Genomic DNA, 13656 nt, shown 5'->3' with positions numbered 1-13656 from the left:
CTGGCGATCTTCGGCCAAAGCCAGGCATCCCAGGCTTGCCAGATTGGTAAAAATGCGGGAAATCGCTGCCAATCGACATGGTTGGCTCCCTATTCCCACGAGATTGCACACGCCACTTCACCAAACCGCGAGCGGGCATCGCGAGACGCGATAGCGTGCTTTAGGCTCGACGACAAAGCGCCACTGCTTTCGTTTTTGACACGGATCGGACAAACGATGATGCAAGATATATTCGGCCAAGAGACCAGTCTGACAGACGCCGCAGCCCTTGAGAACTGGAACGCCGTACAGATGGGGGTTCTGTCACATGCCGCTGCGGCGCCAACGCATCTCGGTGCCCTGCTGGACACCGCCCCGGAGTTTGCACTGGCGCAGGCTGCCAAGGGCATGTTTGTCCTGCTCTTGGGCCGGGCAGAGCTGATGCAGGCCGCCCATGACGCCTATGCCGCCGCCAGGGCCACCGAAGACGGCGCCCTCCCGCGCGAGCGTCACTACATTGCAGCACTCGGAGCTTGGCTAGAGGGGCGTCCCTCCGCTGCAATTGCCGAGATGGAGACGGTGCTGCGCAGCCACCCGGAGGATGCGCTGGCGATGAAACTGAGCCATGCGATCCGCTTCATTCTCGGTGACAGCACGGGCATGCGTCGATCCATTGAACGCGTATTGCCTGCCTATGCGCCTGATCACGCCGGGCGGGGATATCTGCTTGGCTGTCATGCTTTCTCGCTTGAGGAGACCGGCGCTTATGATCTGGCCGACGCGACTGGCCGACAGGCGCTCTGGATGGCGCCGGATGATGCCTGGGGCCTGCACGCCGTGGCCCATGTGCATGACATGACAGGCAATTCACGCGCCGGGTTGGACTGGCTCACCGGGCGCGAGGAGGCCTGGGCACATTGCAACAATTTCCGCTACCACGTCTGGTGGCACAAAGCGCTAATGCACTTGGATCAAGGCCAAACCGAACAGGTTCTGGCGCTCTATGATCATGAGATCCGCAAGGATAAAACCGACGATTACCGCGACATCTCCAACGCCACCTCACTGCTGATGCGGTTGGAATTGGAAGGCGTGGCCATTGGCGACCGCTGGGAAGAACTGGCCGAACTTTGCGCCAACCGCACCGAGGATGGCTGTCTGATCTTTGCTGACATGCATTATCTGCTGGCGCTGGTTGGGGATGATCGCAAACTTGAGACCGGTCAGCTGGTACAGCGCATTCATGCCGACGCCCGTCGCGGCGCAAGTGAAAGCGATGCCCGCATGGCAACGCCCGGATGTGGTCTCGCGCTCGGGCTGGAGGCGTTTGGCGAAGGCAACTACAGCGAGGCCTTTGGATATCTGGCGACGGGCCGCAGTTCGCTGCAACTGGCCGGTGGCAGCCATGCCCAGCGGGACGTCTTTGAACGCGTGACCATTGATGCAGGCCTCCGGGCGGGCCGTCTGGATGCGGTGGAGGCTATTCTCAACGAACGGCGGGCCCAGCGAGGTGGCGCCGAAGACAGCTATGCCCAGGCGCGCCGCGCCCTGATTGCTGCCGGACGTGGTGCGCCAGGCGCGCAAAGCGTCCCGGCAGAATAACCGAAGTAAGGACACGACAACCTATGGCGACCATCTCGCCCTTTCCCGGTGCCAAGGGCACCGAGACCACACCAGTGGCCAATCGCCCGGTTGCCCCGCAATCGGACGTGCAACCGCGTGCACCCCGTGATCCACGTCTGGATTTCTACCGGGGCATAGCGATGTTCATCATCCTCTGCGCCCATATCCCCGGCAACCGCTGGACAGGATGGATCCCGGCGCGGTTTGGCTTCTCAGACGCGACAGAGATCTTTGTGTTCTGTTCCGGCATGGCCTCGGCCATCGCCTTCGGCGGTACCTTTGGCCGTCAGGGATGGCTGATGGGCAGCGCACGGGTTCTGTTTCGCTGCTGGCAGGTGTTCTGGGCTCATATCGGGCTGTTTGTGTTTATCGCGACCAGCATGGCGGCTCTGGATCTCTATGGCAGCTTCGACAAAAGCTATATCGCCTCGCTTAATCTGCGCCCGTTCTTTGAAAACCCGGTGCCGCAGCTGGTCGGGTTGATGACGCTCAGCTATGTGCCGAACTATTTCGACATCCTGCCGATGTATCTGGTTGTTCTGGCGCTGATGCCGCTGATGATGGGGCTGGAACGCATCGGGATCTGGGCTGTGGCTGCAGCCTCAGTAGGGATCTGGCTACTCGCCAACCCCTATATGATCGGCCTTGGACCGGATGGGCTGTCGCTCTCGGCTGAACCCTGGTCCAGCCGGGAATGGTTCTTTAATCCCTTTGGCTGGCAGCTTTTGTTCTTTACCGGCTTTGCCTTCATGAAGGGCTGGCTGCCAGCCCCGCCCGTTTCCCGTGTGCTGGTGGTCGTGGCCGCAGCCTACCTCGTCCTGCTGGCCCCGTTTGGGTCCTGGAAGGTCTTTCTCTGGGTCGAGGCCTGGAACCAGGATCTTGCCGACCTCATCCGTCCCACCTGGAAACAGACGGCGGAATGGCGGGAGAAAACCGACTTTGGCCTGCTGCGCTTTGGCCACTTCCTGTCGCTGGCCTATCTCGGTTGGGTGATCGCCGGTGAAGGTGGTCGACGCCTGATCGCATCCGGCCAGTCAACGGCGGCTCGCATCTGGGCCGTGCTCCTGTCGCTGATCACCAAGGTCGGTCAGCAATCGCTTGCGGTCTTTGTCTTCTCAATGGCACTGGCACGGCTCCTTGGCTTTGCCATGGACCTGACGGACCGGTCTGTCCTGACAACCGCATTTTTCAACCTCACAGGGTTTGGCCTGATCATTGGCTGCGCCTATATCGCTGCCTGGTTCAAATCGCATCCATGGAAAACCAAGAGATGAGAGCATTTTCGCGACGCACCTTTCTGGCAACGGCCCTGGCCAGCACCGCTCCGTTTGCGCTTGGGGCGCTGACATCGCCCGCATTGGCGACGGGTGGCCCTGCCTTTTCGCGCGAAACCGTGGTGTCCCTTGCCCGCGATCTCGCAGCCGCCCCCTATGCGCCCCGCGCCAGCGTTCCGCAGGACTGGCAGGAGCAAAGCTATGAGGACTATCAGACCCGCTGGTTCCGCAGCCGTGACGCGCTCTGGTCGAAAACCCCGCGCAGTTACAACGTTGATTTCTTCCTGCCGGGGCTCTACTTCCCCCGCCCGGTAGAGATTTTCACCGTCGAAAATGGCCTGGCACAGCCGGTGGCCTTTGATCTGTCCCTGTTTGACAAAACCGATAAGGCGCCTGATCTCAGCATTGACGACAGCCTTGGCTATTCCGGCTTTCGCCTGCGCACCGATCTGAAAGAACCGGGCAAGAAAACCGAGTTCTGCGTCTTTCAAGGGGCGAGTTACTTCCGCGCCATCGGGGCCGCCCATACCTATGGGCTGTCGGCACGGGGGCTGGCCGTGAACACGGCCTCCGCAAAAGGCGAAGAATTCCCTGAATTCATATCGTTCTGGCTCGAAGCTCCAGTACCGGGACAAAAGAATATGGTGGTCCATGCCCTGATGGATTCCCCTTCGGTCACTGGTGCCTACCGATTCGATATCCTGCCCGGTCAGAACACCGTGATGGAGGTCGAGGCGCGCCTCTTTGCCCGCGAAGAGCTGGACAATATCGGGCTTGGACCACTCACGTCGATGTTCCTCTTCGATCAGACCAACCGCAACCGGTTTGATGATTTCCGCCCCGCAGTCCATGACAGCGATGGGTTGCTGGTGGTCAACGGAAATGGCGAAACCCTATGGCGACCGCTGGCCAACCCGAAAACGCTGCAACTGTCTTCCTTTGTCGATGAAAACCCGCGTGGCTTTGGCCTGATGCAGCGCCCTAGGCTGCTGTCGGACTACGAGGATCTGGAGGCCCATTATCACCAGCGCCCGGCGCTGTGGGTGGAGCCGAAGGGCGATTGGGGCAAGGGCGCGGTCACATTGGTGGAAATCCCGGCCGACAAAGAAATCTACGACAATATCGTTGCCTATTGGCGCCCACGTGAGAGTTACGCGCCCGGTTCCGAAATCAATATCGACTACCGCCTGACCTGGGGCGATGGTCCGGACCTATCTGTGCCACAGGTGATCAACACGGCGGCTGGCGCGCGGATCTTCGGGGATCCTGGTCGCATCATGACCATCGACTTTGCCGCCCACCCGATGTTTGCGGGCGGTGTGGATGATCTTGAGGCGCATATCACCTCTCCCCATGTCACCCCGACCGAAGGCGTATTGCAGGAAAACCCGGAAACCGGTGGTTTGCGGCTGGCGTTTGCCTTTGATCCGGGCGAGCGCGATCATGTCGAACTGCGCGCAGAGCTGCGCAAGGAAGGTCAGCCTGCCTCGGAAGTCTGGCTATACCGGTGGACCAAATGACCAATTTTTCACTGACCCCGCCGGAACAGCCACTGGCCATGCCAGAGCAGAACTTCGGCGCCTATTTTCAGGATCAGGCCTGCCCTGCTCTTGCTGACCGGATCCCCACATCCGCACAGACGGGTGAGGCAACGCAAGGGCAGGTCGCGCTCTGGCGGGTGCTGGCCTTTTCCCCGGCGATGGCGGCAACTGGCCTGCTGACCTGGGGGATGAAGGATTGGTTTGCTGCTGACGGGTTCTCCACCCTGGAAATCGCGCTTCTGGTGCTGATTTCCTTCAACTTTTTCTGGATCTGCTTTTCGGTCTCGACCGTTCTTCTAGGCCTCTGGGGTCTTTCGCAACGGCCACGCGCCTTGGGACGAGGCCGCCCGCAGCGGATGAAGGTCGCGCTCTTGATGCCGATCTACAATGAGGTGCCCTGGTATGTGCTGGGCAATGCCCAGTCGATGCTGGAAGAACTGCATGCCCGTGGCGGGGTTCATGACTATGCAATGTTCATCCTGTCCGACACCCGCGATGACGCCATCGCCGCGCAGGAACGCGCCAGCGTAGAGGCTCTGCGTGCGATGCTGCCTGCCGGAACCCAGCTTTACTATCGCCGCCGCGAAGATAACGCGGGCCGCAAGGTTGGCAATATCGCCGATTGGGTGCGCCGCTGGGGCGCGGGCTGGGACGCCATGCTGGTGCTGGATGCCGATAGCCTGATGACGGGACGCGCCATCGCCCATCTGGCGGACGCGTTGGCCCGCGATCCCGGCGCGGGCCTCATTCAGAGCTACCCGCAGCTGATCGGCGCGCAGTCAGTCTTTGGCCGAATGCAGCAATTTGCCAATGGCGTATACGGTCTCGCACTCGCCGAAGGGTTGGCCCGCTGGGCTGGCCACGAGGGCAATTATTGGGGTCATAACGCGATCATCCGCACCCGCGCCTTTGCCGCCTGCGCAGGGTTGCCGCCGCTGCGCTCGGTCTTTGGCGGTGAGAAGCTGATCATGAGCCATGACTTCGTCGAAGCGGGCCTTCTGCGGCGCGCAGGCTGGAGTGTTCAGTTCCTGCCGCGTATCCGTGGCTCCTACGAGGAAACACCGCAGACGTTGATTGATCACGTGCTACGTGACCGGCGCTGGTGTCAGGGCAACCTGCAGCACCTGAACCTCTTGAACGCCAAGGGCTTTCGCGCGCTGTCGCGGTTCCATCTGCTGCATGGGGCCATCGGTTATCTGATGGCACCGGTCTGGTTCGCGTTGCTGGTGATCTGGGCACTGATCGGACGCGGCGAAGAGGCCTCTGTCCTCACCTACTTCAGCGAAACCAATCCGCTGATGCCGTCTTGGCCCGACATGTCAGAGCCACGCCATGTGCTGGTGATCCTGCTGATCTATGCCATGTTGCTGGCGCCAAAATTGCTGGCTGTTGTTGCCCTGCCGATGACCGGCAGCCGGTTCTCCGAATATGGTGGCGCGGGTCGGTTTACCCTGTCGCTGTTCGTGGAAATCCTACTTGCGATCCTTTATGCGCCAATCTTGATGGTACAACAGATGATTGCTGTGCTGCGCACCACCTTCGGCCTGCAAAAAGGCTGGTCGCCACAGGCACGCGACGGTGGCCGCTATTCCTGGCGGACGCTGATAACGTGCCATGCGCTGGAAACTGTCAGCGGGATTGCCCTCTGGAGCGGTATTCTGGCGGGTGTGGTCTCTGTCTGGCTGCTGCCGATCGCGCTATCGCTGGTGCTGGCGGTGCCGCTGTCGGCGCTCTCTGGTGTGCCGTTGCAGCGCTTTGCCAAGGCCCTTCTGGCAACACGCGAAGTCCACAAAGAACCCCGCATCACCCGCATCGCTCGCGCCCGACGCAATCGGCTGCGCATGGCATTGGAGACCGTGCCGACGCATCGCACTGCAGCTGAGTGACACGCCCGAAATTGTGTGAATACGTAAACCCTGAGAGATTTTAGGAAATTTCTCAGGGTATTTTTATTGAAATATCGACATCAATATGACCGCGAAACCTGTTGCCTCATTGCGACAGTGCGCTGTTCTCGACCCAATCCACCAGCCAGTTGGCCCAATCCCGTGGCACCCGGTGACCGCCCGCAAACAGCACCAATTCGATATCCGCGTTCGGTCCGCAGTCCCAGCGACGCCGCAGTTGACCGCCAGCGGACCAACTGCGGCTTGGCGCATGTGTGTCGCACCCGTTGGTATCCCGCCACAACTCCAGCCCGGCAAAGATATCGCCCTGCTGAAAGCGCCTGTTTCCAAGGTAGCGCCCTTCCAGCGGCACCACCTCATCCGCCCATCCATGAGTATGCATCAGGCGGATTGGGCCTGCGCAGCTCTCTGGTTGAGGCCGCCAGAAACTGCCCGACACCGTTGCATAGGCAAGGAACTGATCAGGTGACGAACACGCGAGATAGCTGACCATGAAGGCACCTGCGGAAAATCCTGATAATACAATCGACTCTCGGTCGATGTTAAACTGCTTTTCGGCATCTTCCAGGACTGCGTCGAAGAAGGCAGATTCGTCACGGCCACCGAAATCAGCCAAAAACGCCCAAGAGCGGGGGCCGCCGGGATTGCGGGGCAGCGCCGTGGGTGCGATGACCGCATAGCCGCGCCCGGTCAGACCATCGACCATCGCCTGATTGCGCAGGGCGGCTTCGCCCGAGCCGCCATATCCGTGCAGAAACATCACTGCCGGGATTGCCGCGCCGGGATGCGTGTCAGGTGGCGTGTCAGGCAGGACGATATGATAACCCCCGTCTTTTATCTGACAGGCATCACCCCGTGGGCCACATTCAGCCACGGCCACAGATGCGAGTGAGATACCGGACAGCGCCACAGCAAGACCCAAGCACAAGCGACCAGCGCGCACAATCGCGGGCCGCATCAGCCCTGCCCCGTCCAGCGGGCGACGGGTAGATTGCTGCGCAACCAGCCCGGACCAGCGGCAGAGCCAAGCATGCCCTCCGGTACGTCCATGACATTGGAATACCCCGCCGCATCCAACGCCAGGGTCACACGGGCCGAACGCACGCCGCGGGCGCAGATCAGCGCCAGCGCCGCACTGCGATTGCCGCCGGTAACCTGATCAAGCGCCGCCAGAAAATCGTCGCGCCGCATATCAATCTGATGGCTGCCAACGGGCACCCCGCTCGCCCGCCATTCGCGCGGGGTGCGGATATCCACCAGGATCAACTCATCTGCCTTGGCTTTTGCAAAGGCCTCCTCCACCGTCAGACGCGGCAAATCATGGTCTGGGGGCTGGCGGCGCCACCAGACATATCCACCGACACCCGCAAAGGCCAACCCGCCAAAAGCCAGACCGGCGCGCAGGAACTTACGCCGCGAGATCACCGAACCGCCCAGCCCCGAAGTGATTTGTGGAGTGTCGTCGCCGCCTTCGGACTGAGGGTTGGAATTATCTGACCGTTTTGATTGAGAATGCGACATCTGGCCTCTCCCCTCACTGCAGGCGTCGTCCTACATGATCCAAGACCTAGCAGGTTCCTGCATAGTGTTCAGCATGAGACATCCCGCATGGTGATCAAGTTCTTGTCAACCTGACACCAGATCGCATCAAACCGGTGCGGCGCGCAAAAAACTAACCTGATCGCCGCTTTTGCAGGGTTTGCAGGCGCGGTCGGGGCTGGCACAGTTGCGAAAAATTGCTTAGGCAGCAAACGATCTGGCCCTGTGCATGGAGGAGAACCGCACGTGTCCCTGTTCCTGATTGCAGCCCTGCCCTTTCTGGGCGCGGTATTCCCCGCGCTATTGATCCGTGCCGGGCGCAATGCCTCGGCATCGGCGGCAGGCCTGACAACATTGCTCGCATTCATCGGACTGATGCTGCACGCCCCGGCGGTGATGCGCGGGGAGGTCATTCAGGCGCAATTCGACTGGCTGCCCGCCCTGGGGCTGAACGCCAACTTCTTTCTTGACGGGCTAGGCTTCCTCTTTGCGGGGTTGATCCTTGGTATTGGCCTGCTGATCATCCTTTATGCGCGGTTTTACCTGTCGCGCGAAGATCCGATGGGCAATTTCTACACCTATCTGCTGCTGTTTCAGGGCGCGATGGTGGGTATTGTCACATCCGATAACATCCTGTTGCTGCTGATTTTCTGGGAACTCACCTCGCTCAGCTCCTTTCTGCTGATCGGTTACTGGAAACATCTGCCGGAAGGGCGCCAGGGCGCGCGCATGGCGTTGACTGTCACCGGTGCGGGTGGTCTGGCCATGATCGGTGGCATGCTGATCCTCGGCAATATCGTTGGATCCTATGACCTGACCGTCATCCTCGGCGCGAAGGAGGTCATCCAAGCCTCGCCGCTTTATCTGCCCGCCTTGATCCTGATCCTGATCGGCGCGTTCACAAAGTCAGCCCAGTTCCCGTTTCATTTCTGGCTGCCCCACGCAATGGCGGCGCCTACCCCGGTATCGGCCTATCTGCACTCTGCCACGATGGTGAAGGCAGGTCTGTTCCTGATGGCGCGGATGTGGCCCGTTCTGGCCGGCACGCCTGAGTGGTTTTATATCGTTGCCACAACCGGGCTGATCACCATGGTGCTGGGTGCGATCATCGCCCTGTTCAAGGATGATCTGAAGGCGCTTCTGGCGTTTTCAACCGTCAGCCATCTGGGGTTGATCACCATGCTCTTGGGCTTTGGCACCAAGTTTGCGGCGGTGGCCGCAGTGTTCCACATCATCAACCACGCGACCTTCAAGGCGGCGTTGTTTATGAGTGCCGGCATTGTCGACCACGAGGCCCATACACGTGACATCAAGCGTCTTGGCGGCCTGCGGCACCTGATGCCGATCACTTTTGCCATTGCGACGGTTGCAGCGCTGTCGATGGCCGGCATTCCGCCCTTCAACGGCTTCCTGTCCAAGGAAATGATGCTTGAGGAAACCGTGCACACGGCCTGGGCTGGCTCACATTATCTGGTGCCTGGCCTCGCGCTGCTGGGGGCGCTGTTCTCTGCGGCGTATTCGTTCCGGTTTATCGCCCATGTGTTCCTCGGTCCGAAACGAGATGATTATCCGGCGACCCCGCATGATCCGGGTGCCGGTATGTGGCTGGCGCCTGCGTTCCTCGTCGGTCTGGTGGTGCTGATCGGCCTGTTCTCGGCGAAGATTGTCGGGCCACTTGTGGCCACAGCGGCCTCTGCGGTCATCGGTGGCGAGAAACTGCCCTATTACTCTCTGAAACTCTGGCACGGGTTTACCCCGGCGCTCTATATGTCGATGGTCGCGGTTGTTGGCGGTGTGGTGCTGCTGATGCTGCACAAGCCACTGATGCGTCTGTGGAATGCCACTCCGCGCCCTGAGGCAAAGGTGATTTTCGAGGCGCTGATTGCTGCCCTGACCCGCCTCGCGCGCGGGATCACCGACGGGATGCACAATGGCTCTATGCCGCGGTATGGCGGGATCATGATCACCTTCACGGCGGTGCTGTCCTACTACGCCTATCAATCCGGCACATTGGCCGCCCCGACACGAACCCTTCAGGATGCGGGCCTGATTCCGATCCTCGGTTGGGCGAGCCTGTTGATCGCCACTGGTTTCCTTGTCGCGATGCACCGAAATCGCCTGCTGGCACTGGTGCTGATTGGTGTTGTTGGTCTCGTGGTCTCCATGGGCTTCAACTACATGTCGGCCCCGGATCTCGCCCTGACGCAGATTTCGGTCGAGGTGGTCACTATCATCCTGATGCTGCTGGCGTTGAACTTCATGCCGAAAGAAACCCCGGTCGAAAGCTCCGGCGGTGCCCGTCTGCGCGATATCTCCATTGCCAGCATCGCAGGTCTGGGCGTCGGCGGGCTGATCTATGCCCTCATGACCCGTGATTTCATCGGCGAGACGATTTCCGGCTTTCACCTTGAGAACTCCTACAAGGGCGGCGGCGGCACCAATGTGGTCAATGTGATCCTGGTCGATTTCCGGGGCTTTGACACCTTTGGCGAGATCATCGTGCTGGGGATTGCTGCACTGGTGATTTTTGCCCTGACCGAAGCGGTCTTGGGCACCCGCGTGCGGGCCTATCTGCTGAACCGCAAACCGGATCTGCCACAGGCCGGTGACTCCCATCCGATGATGATGGTGGTGGCGACCCGCGTGATGATGCCGCTGGCACTGATGGTGGCGGCCTATATCTTCTTCCGGGGGCATAATCTGCCCGGCGGTGGCTTTATCGCCGGTCTGATCGCAGCGATTGCTGTCATCATGCAATATATGGCGTCTGGCTTTGCCTGGGCGACCGAGCGGCAGCGCTACCCCTACCATGGCATCATCGGGTCCGGCGTGCTGATTGCCGCCGCAACCGGCATGGGGTCGTGGTTCAGTGGCCAACCATTCCTGACCAGCGCCTTTGGCTACATCCATTGGGCACCGCTGGAGGAGTTCGAATGGGCCACTGCGGCGCTGTTTGATCTCGGCGTGTTCCTGGCCGTCGTCGGCGCGGTTCTGCTGGCGCTGGAGAGCCTGTCGCGCTTTGCCTGGCAGCCTGGGACCGACAGCACCCATGCGATGGATATCAACCCGGCCCGCGATGATGTGGCCAAGACCGAGAACGAGGGCTGATTATGGAAATTCTAGTCGCTTCGGCCGTGGGCGTTCTGACCGCGGCCGGCATCTACCTGATCCTGCGCCGTCGCAGCTTTCCCGTTATTCTTGGGCTGTCGCTGGTGTCCTATGCGGTGAACGTGTTCCTGTTTGCCACGGGCCGTCTGATGACCAACGCGCCAGCGATCCTCAACAAATACGAAGAGGTGGCCTATACCGATCCACTGCCGCAGGCGCTGGTGCTCACCGCGATCGTGATCTCCTTTGGCATGACTGCCGTTGTCGTGATGATCGCGCTTGGGGCCTATCTGTCGTCGCAGGATGACCGGATCAACCTCAGCGACGACGATGCGAAAGCAGGAGAAGACGCATGAACCACCTTGTGATTGCGCCGATTGTCCTGCCGGCCCTTGTCGCACCCTTCATTATCATGGTGCTGCGCTACCATCTGGATCTGCAACGGATTTTTTCCGTTGCCAGCAGCGTGCTGGTACTGTGCCTGACGCTGGCGCTGGCCGCGCAAGCGGCAGATGGCACCGTGCAGGTCTATGAATTGGGCGACTGGCCTGCCCCCTTTGGGATCGTGCTTGTGCTGGATCGGCTGTCGGCGATGATGATCGTCCTCACCTCGGTGCTGGCGCTGGCGGTGGTGCTTTATGCGATTGGCACCGGTTGGGATTCCCGTGGTGCTAATTTCCACGCGTTGTTCCAGTTCCAGATCATGGGCATTCTGGGGGCCTTCATGACCGGGGATGCCTTCAACCTGTTTGTGTTCTTCGAGGTGCTGCTGATTGCCTCCTACGGGCTGATGATCCACGCAGGCGGTGCCAAACGGTTTCAGGCCGGGGTGCAATATGTGGTCTATAACCTCTTGGGCTCCACCCTGTTTCTGTTTGCCCTCGGCACCATCTACGCCGTCACCGGCACGCTGAACATGGCGGATCTGGCGGTCCGTGTGGCCGAGATGTCCGCCGAAGAAACCGCGCTTCTTAGAGTGGGCGCAGTGATGCTGCTCTTGGTTTTTGCGATCAAGGCTGCGGTTCTGCCGCTGCATTTTTGGTTGCCGGCCTCCTACAGCCATGCGCCCCTGCCTGTTGCTGCCCTGTTTGCGATCATGACCAAGGTCGGCGCTTATTCGATCCTGCGCGTCTACACCCTGATTTTTGGCCCGGACGTCGCAATCACCGAAGGGTTGGTTGGCGACTGGCTGCTGCCTGCGGCGCTGTTGACGCTTGCGGTCGGGGCTGTTGGTGTCCTCGGCTCTCGTGAGATCGGACGGCTGGTGGCCTTTGGCGCGATCACATCGATGGGCACGCTGCTGATTTCAATCGCGCTGTTTACCCCGGCTGCCACCAGCGCGGCGCTCTACTACATTGTCCATTCTACGCTAGCGACAGCACTGATGTTCCTGATAGCCGATCAGGTGATGGAGCGTCAGGGCGGCGCGGTTGCGGCGATGCGGTTGATGCCGCAGAGCGGACTGCTGTCTGTGATGTTCTTTGTTGCTGCGATTGCGCTGGCGGGGATGCCGCCGCTCTCCGGCTTCATTGGCAAGCTGCTGGTGATGGACGCCGCCCGGGATCATGATCTGGTCTGGTGGATCTGGGCGGTAATCCTGATCGGCTCTCTCGTGACGATCATAGGCCTCGCCCGTGCCGGCACGCTGATTTTCTGGAAAAGCCATGGTTTGCCGGACAGCGATGTTGATCCTGATGCAGTCGCAAATGCTGAGGACGACGATCTTCTGGACGGTGAGGCAACCGCAGCCCCTGCGGCGGCACCGGTTCTGCCGCTGGTTGTCTGCTTTGCCCTGATGACCGCACTTGTAATGCTCACCGTCTTTGCCGGGCCGATGACGCGTTATGCCGATGCAACCGCGGCCCAGCTGTTCACGCCGACCGCCTATATCGAAACCGTCCTCGGGGGGGCCTCAAAATGAAGCTGATGCGCCGCATACTGCCGCACCCGATCCTAACACTGGTGCTGACTGTGACCTGGCTGCTGCTGGTCAACGGCTGGTCTCTGAACTCCTTGGTCTTTGGCTTCATGCTGGGGGTTTTGATCCCCTTCCTGACGCAGCCCTACTGGCCGCAACAGCTGAAGATGAAAGGCCCGATGAAGATCATCGGCTATGTCCTCATCGTGCTTTACGATATTGTGGTTGCCAATCTGGTGGTCGCCAAGATCGTGCTGTTCAAACCCAATTCCCGCCGTCACCCCAATTGGGTGACTGTGCCGCTGGAGCTGCGCACGCCCGAGGCGATCACGGTATTGGCCGCAACAATCACCATGACCCCGGGGACCGTATCGGCGGACCTTTCGGCCGAGGGCCATGCGCTGCTGGTGCATTGCCTGGATGCGCCCGATCCGGAGGCGGTGCGCGACGACATCAAAGACCGCTACGAACGTCGCCTGAAGGAGATCTTCGAATGATCGAAACTGCTGCAATTTTTGCGTTCGTCTGCTTTGCATTGTCGCTGCTGATGAACCTCTGGAAGGTCGTCTCGGCCGAGGATGTTGCTGACCGGATCCTCGCCCTGGACACCATGTTCATCAACGCGATCGCGCTTATGGTGCTTTATGGCTTGGCGCTTGGGACTGAGATCTTCTTTGAGGCGGCAATGATCATCGCCATGCTGGGATTTGTCTCCACTGTGGCCTATGCGCGGTTCATCCTGCGCGGCAATATCATCGAGTGAGGAG

At 60.4% G+C, this 13656-nt stretch carries 11 protein-coding genes; 9 read left to right on the top strand and 2 right to left on the bottom strand.

The window, feature by feature from the left end; translation table 11 throughout:
- Positions 1-216: 216 nt before the first annotated feature.
- Genes phaeop14_RS05750 through mdoH form a run of 4 tightly spaced genes read left to right on the top strand, consistent with a single transcriptional unit; the run spans position 217 to position 6303 of the window.
- Positions 217-1581, top strand: a complete 1365-nt coding sequence (locus phaeop14_RS05750; RefSeq protein ID WP_096789004.1) for a tetratricopeptide repeat protein — start codon at positions 217-219, stop codon at positions 1579-1581.
- 23 nt (positions 1582-1604) lie between these two features.
- Complete coding sequence (locus phaeop14_RS05745; RefSeq protein ID WP_096789003.1) at positions 1605-2876, top strand: OpgC family protein; 1272 nt, start codon at positions 1605-1607, stop codon at positions 2874-2876.
- Complete coding sequence (locus phaeop14_RS05740; protein WP_096789002.1) at positions 2873-4396, top strand: OpgD/OpgG family glucan biosynthesis protein; 1524 nt, start codon at positions 2873-2875, stop codon at positions 4394-4396. Before phaeop14_RS05745 ends, phaeop14_RS05740 begins: the two co-directional genes overlap by 4 nt.
- The gene (mdoH, locus tag phaeop14_RS05735; RefSeq protein WP_096789001.1) at positions 4393-6303 is read left to right on the top strand and encodes a glucans biosynthesis glucosyltransferase MdoH; all 1911 of its coding nucleotides are present in this window, start codon (positions 4393-4395) and stop codon (positions 6301-6303) included. Before phaeop14_RS05740 ends, mdoH begins: the two co-directional genes overlap by 4 nt.
- 106 nt (positions 6304-6409) lie before the next feature.
- Here the strand turns inward: mdoH and phaeop14_RS05730 are convergent, their stop codons facing one another.
- Together phaeop14_RS05730 and phaeop14_RS05725 are read right to left on the bottom strand one after the other, a co-directional pair.
- Positions 6410-7282, bottom strand: a complete 873-nt coding sequence (locus tag phaeop14_RS05730) for a CE1 family esterase (protein WP_096789000.1) — start codon at positions 7280-7282, stop codon at positions 6410-6412.
- Positions 7282-7845 carry a rhodanese-like domain-containing protein gene (locus phaeop14_RS05725; RefSeq protein WP_096788999.1) on the bottom strand — a complete coding sequence of 188 codons (564 nt, stop codon included), beginning with the start codon at positions 7843-7845 and terminating at the stop codon, positions 7282-7284. Before phaeop14_RS05725 ends, phaeop14_RS05730 begins: the two co-directional genes overlap by 1 nt.
- A 264-nt stretch (positions 7846-8109) precedes the next feature.
- On the opposite strand from phaeop14_RS05725, the gene phaeop14_RS05720 reads away from it, so the two are divergent.
- Genes phaeop14_RS05720 through phaeop14_RS05700 form a run of 5 tightly spaced genes read left to right on the top strand, consistent with a single transcriptional unit; the run spans position 8110 to position 13652 of the window.
- Entirely contained in the window at positions 8110-10971 is a 2862-nt protein-coding gene (locus tag phaeop14_RS05720; protein WP_096788998.1) for a monovalent cation/H+ antiporter subunit A, read from the top strand.
- Positions 10972-10973: 2 nt separating this feature from the next.
- On the top strand, positions 10974-11327 hold the full coding sequence (locus phaeop14_RS05715; RefSeq protein WP_040173145.1) for a Na+/H+ antiporter subunit C: 354 nt from the start codon (positions 10974-10976) through the stop codon (positions 11325-11327).
- Positions 11324-12892, top strand: a complete 1569-nt coding sequence (locus phaeop14_RS05710; protein ID WP_096788997.1) for a monovalent cation/H+ antiporter subunit D — start codon at positions 11324-11326, stop codon at positions 12890-12892. The genes phaeop14_RS05715 and phaeop14_RS05710 overlap by 4 nt, the downstream gene beginning before the upstream one ends.
- Positions 12889-13386, top strand: coding sequence for a Na+/H+ antiporter subunit E (locus phaeop14_RS05705; RefSeq protein WP_014879732.1), 498 nt, complete (start codon positions 12889-12891; stop codon positions 13384-13386). The genes phaeop14_RS05710 and phaeop14_RS05705 overlap by 4 nt, the downstream gene beginning before the upstream one ends.
- The gene (locus phaeop14_RS05700) at positions 13383-13652 is read left to right on the top strand and encodes a K+/H+ antiporter subunit F (RefSeq protein WP_014874349.1); all 270 of its coding nucleotides are present in this window, start codon (positions 13383-13385) and stop codon (positions 13650-13652) included. The genes phaeop14_RS05705 and phaeop14_RS05700 overlap by 4 nt, the downstream gene beginning before the upstream one ends.
- Positions 13653-13656: the final 4 nt, after the last annotated feature.

This window comes from Phaeobacter piscinae (assembly GCF_002407245.1).
Classification (GTDB): Bacteria; Pseudomonadota; Alphaproteobacteria; order Rhodobacterales; family Rhodobacteraceae; genus Phaeobacter; species Phaeobacter piscinae.
The sequence above is the reverse complement of the archived record's forward strand: the minus strand, read 5'-3'. Positions and strand labels throughout refer to the sequence as shown.

What these genes read in the sequence shown, in the direction of transcription:
- phaeop14_RS05710 (WP_096788997.1), top strand. Translation starts at nt 11,324, where the DNA reads ATGAACCACCTTGTGATTGCGCCGATTGTCCTGCCGGCCCTTGTCGCA.
- mdoH (WP_096789001.1), top strand. Translation starts at nt 4,393, where the DNA reads ATGACCAATTTTTCACTGACCCCGCCGGAACAGCCACTGGCCATGCCA.
- phaeop14_RS05750 (WP_096789004.1), top strand. Translation starts at nt 217, where the DNA reads ATGATGCAAGATATATTCGGCCAAGAGACCAGTCTGACAGACGCCGCA.
- phaeop14_RS05740 (WP_096789002.1), top strand. Translation starts at nt 2,873, where the DNA reads ATGAGAGCATTTTCGCGACGCACCTTTCTGGCAACGGCCCTGGCCAGC.
- phaeop14_RS05730 (WP_096789000.1), bottom strand. Translation starts at nt 7,282, where the DNA reads ATGCGGCCCGCGATTGTGCGCGCTGGTCGCTTGTGCTTGGGTCTTGCT.
- phaeop14_RS05705 (WP_014879732.1), top strand. Translation starts at nt 12,889, where the DNA reads ATGAAGCTGATGCGCCGCATACTGCCGCACCCGATCCTAACACTGGTG.
- phaeop14_RS05715 (WP_040173145.1), top strand. Translation starts at nt 10,974, where the DNA reads ATGGAAATTCTAGTCGCTTCGGCCGTGGGCGTTCTGACCGCGGCCGGC.
- phaeop14_RS05700 (WP_014874349.1), top strand. Translation starts at nt 13,383, where the DNA reads ATGATCGAAACTGCTGCAATTTTTGCGTTCGTCTGCTTTGCATTGTCG.
- phaeop14_RS05745 (WP_096789003.1), top strand. Translation starts at nt 1,605, where the DNA reads ATGGCGACCATCTCGCCCTTTCCCGGTGCCAAGGGCACCGAGACCACA.
- phaeop14_RS05725 (WP_096788999.1), bottom strand. Translation starts at nt 7,845, where the DNA reads ATGTCGCATTCTCAATCAAAACGGTCAGATAATTCCAACCCTCAGTCC.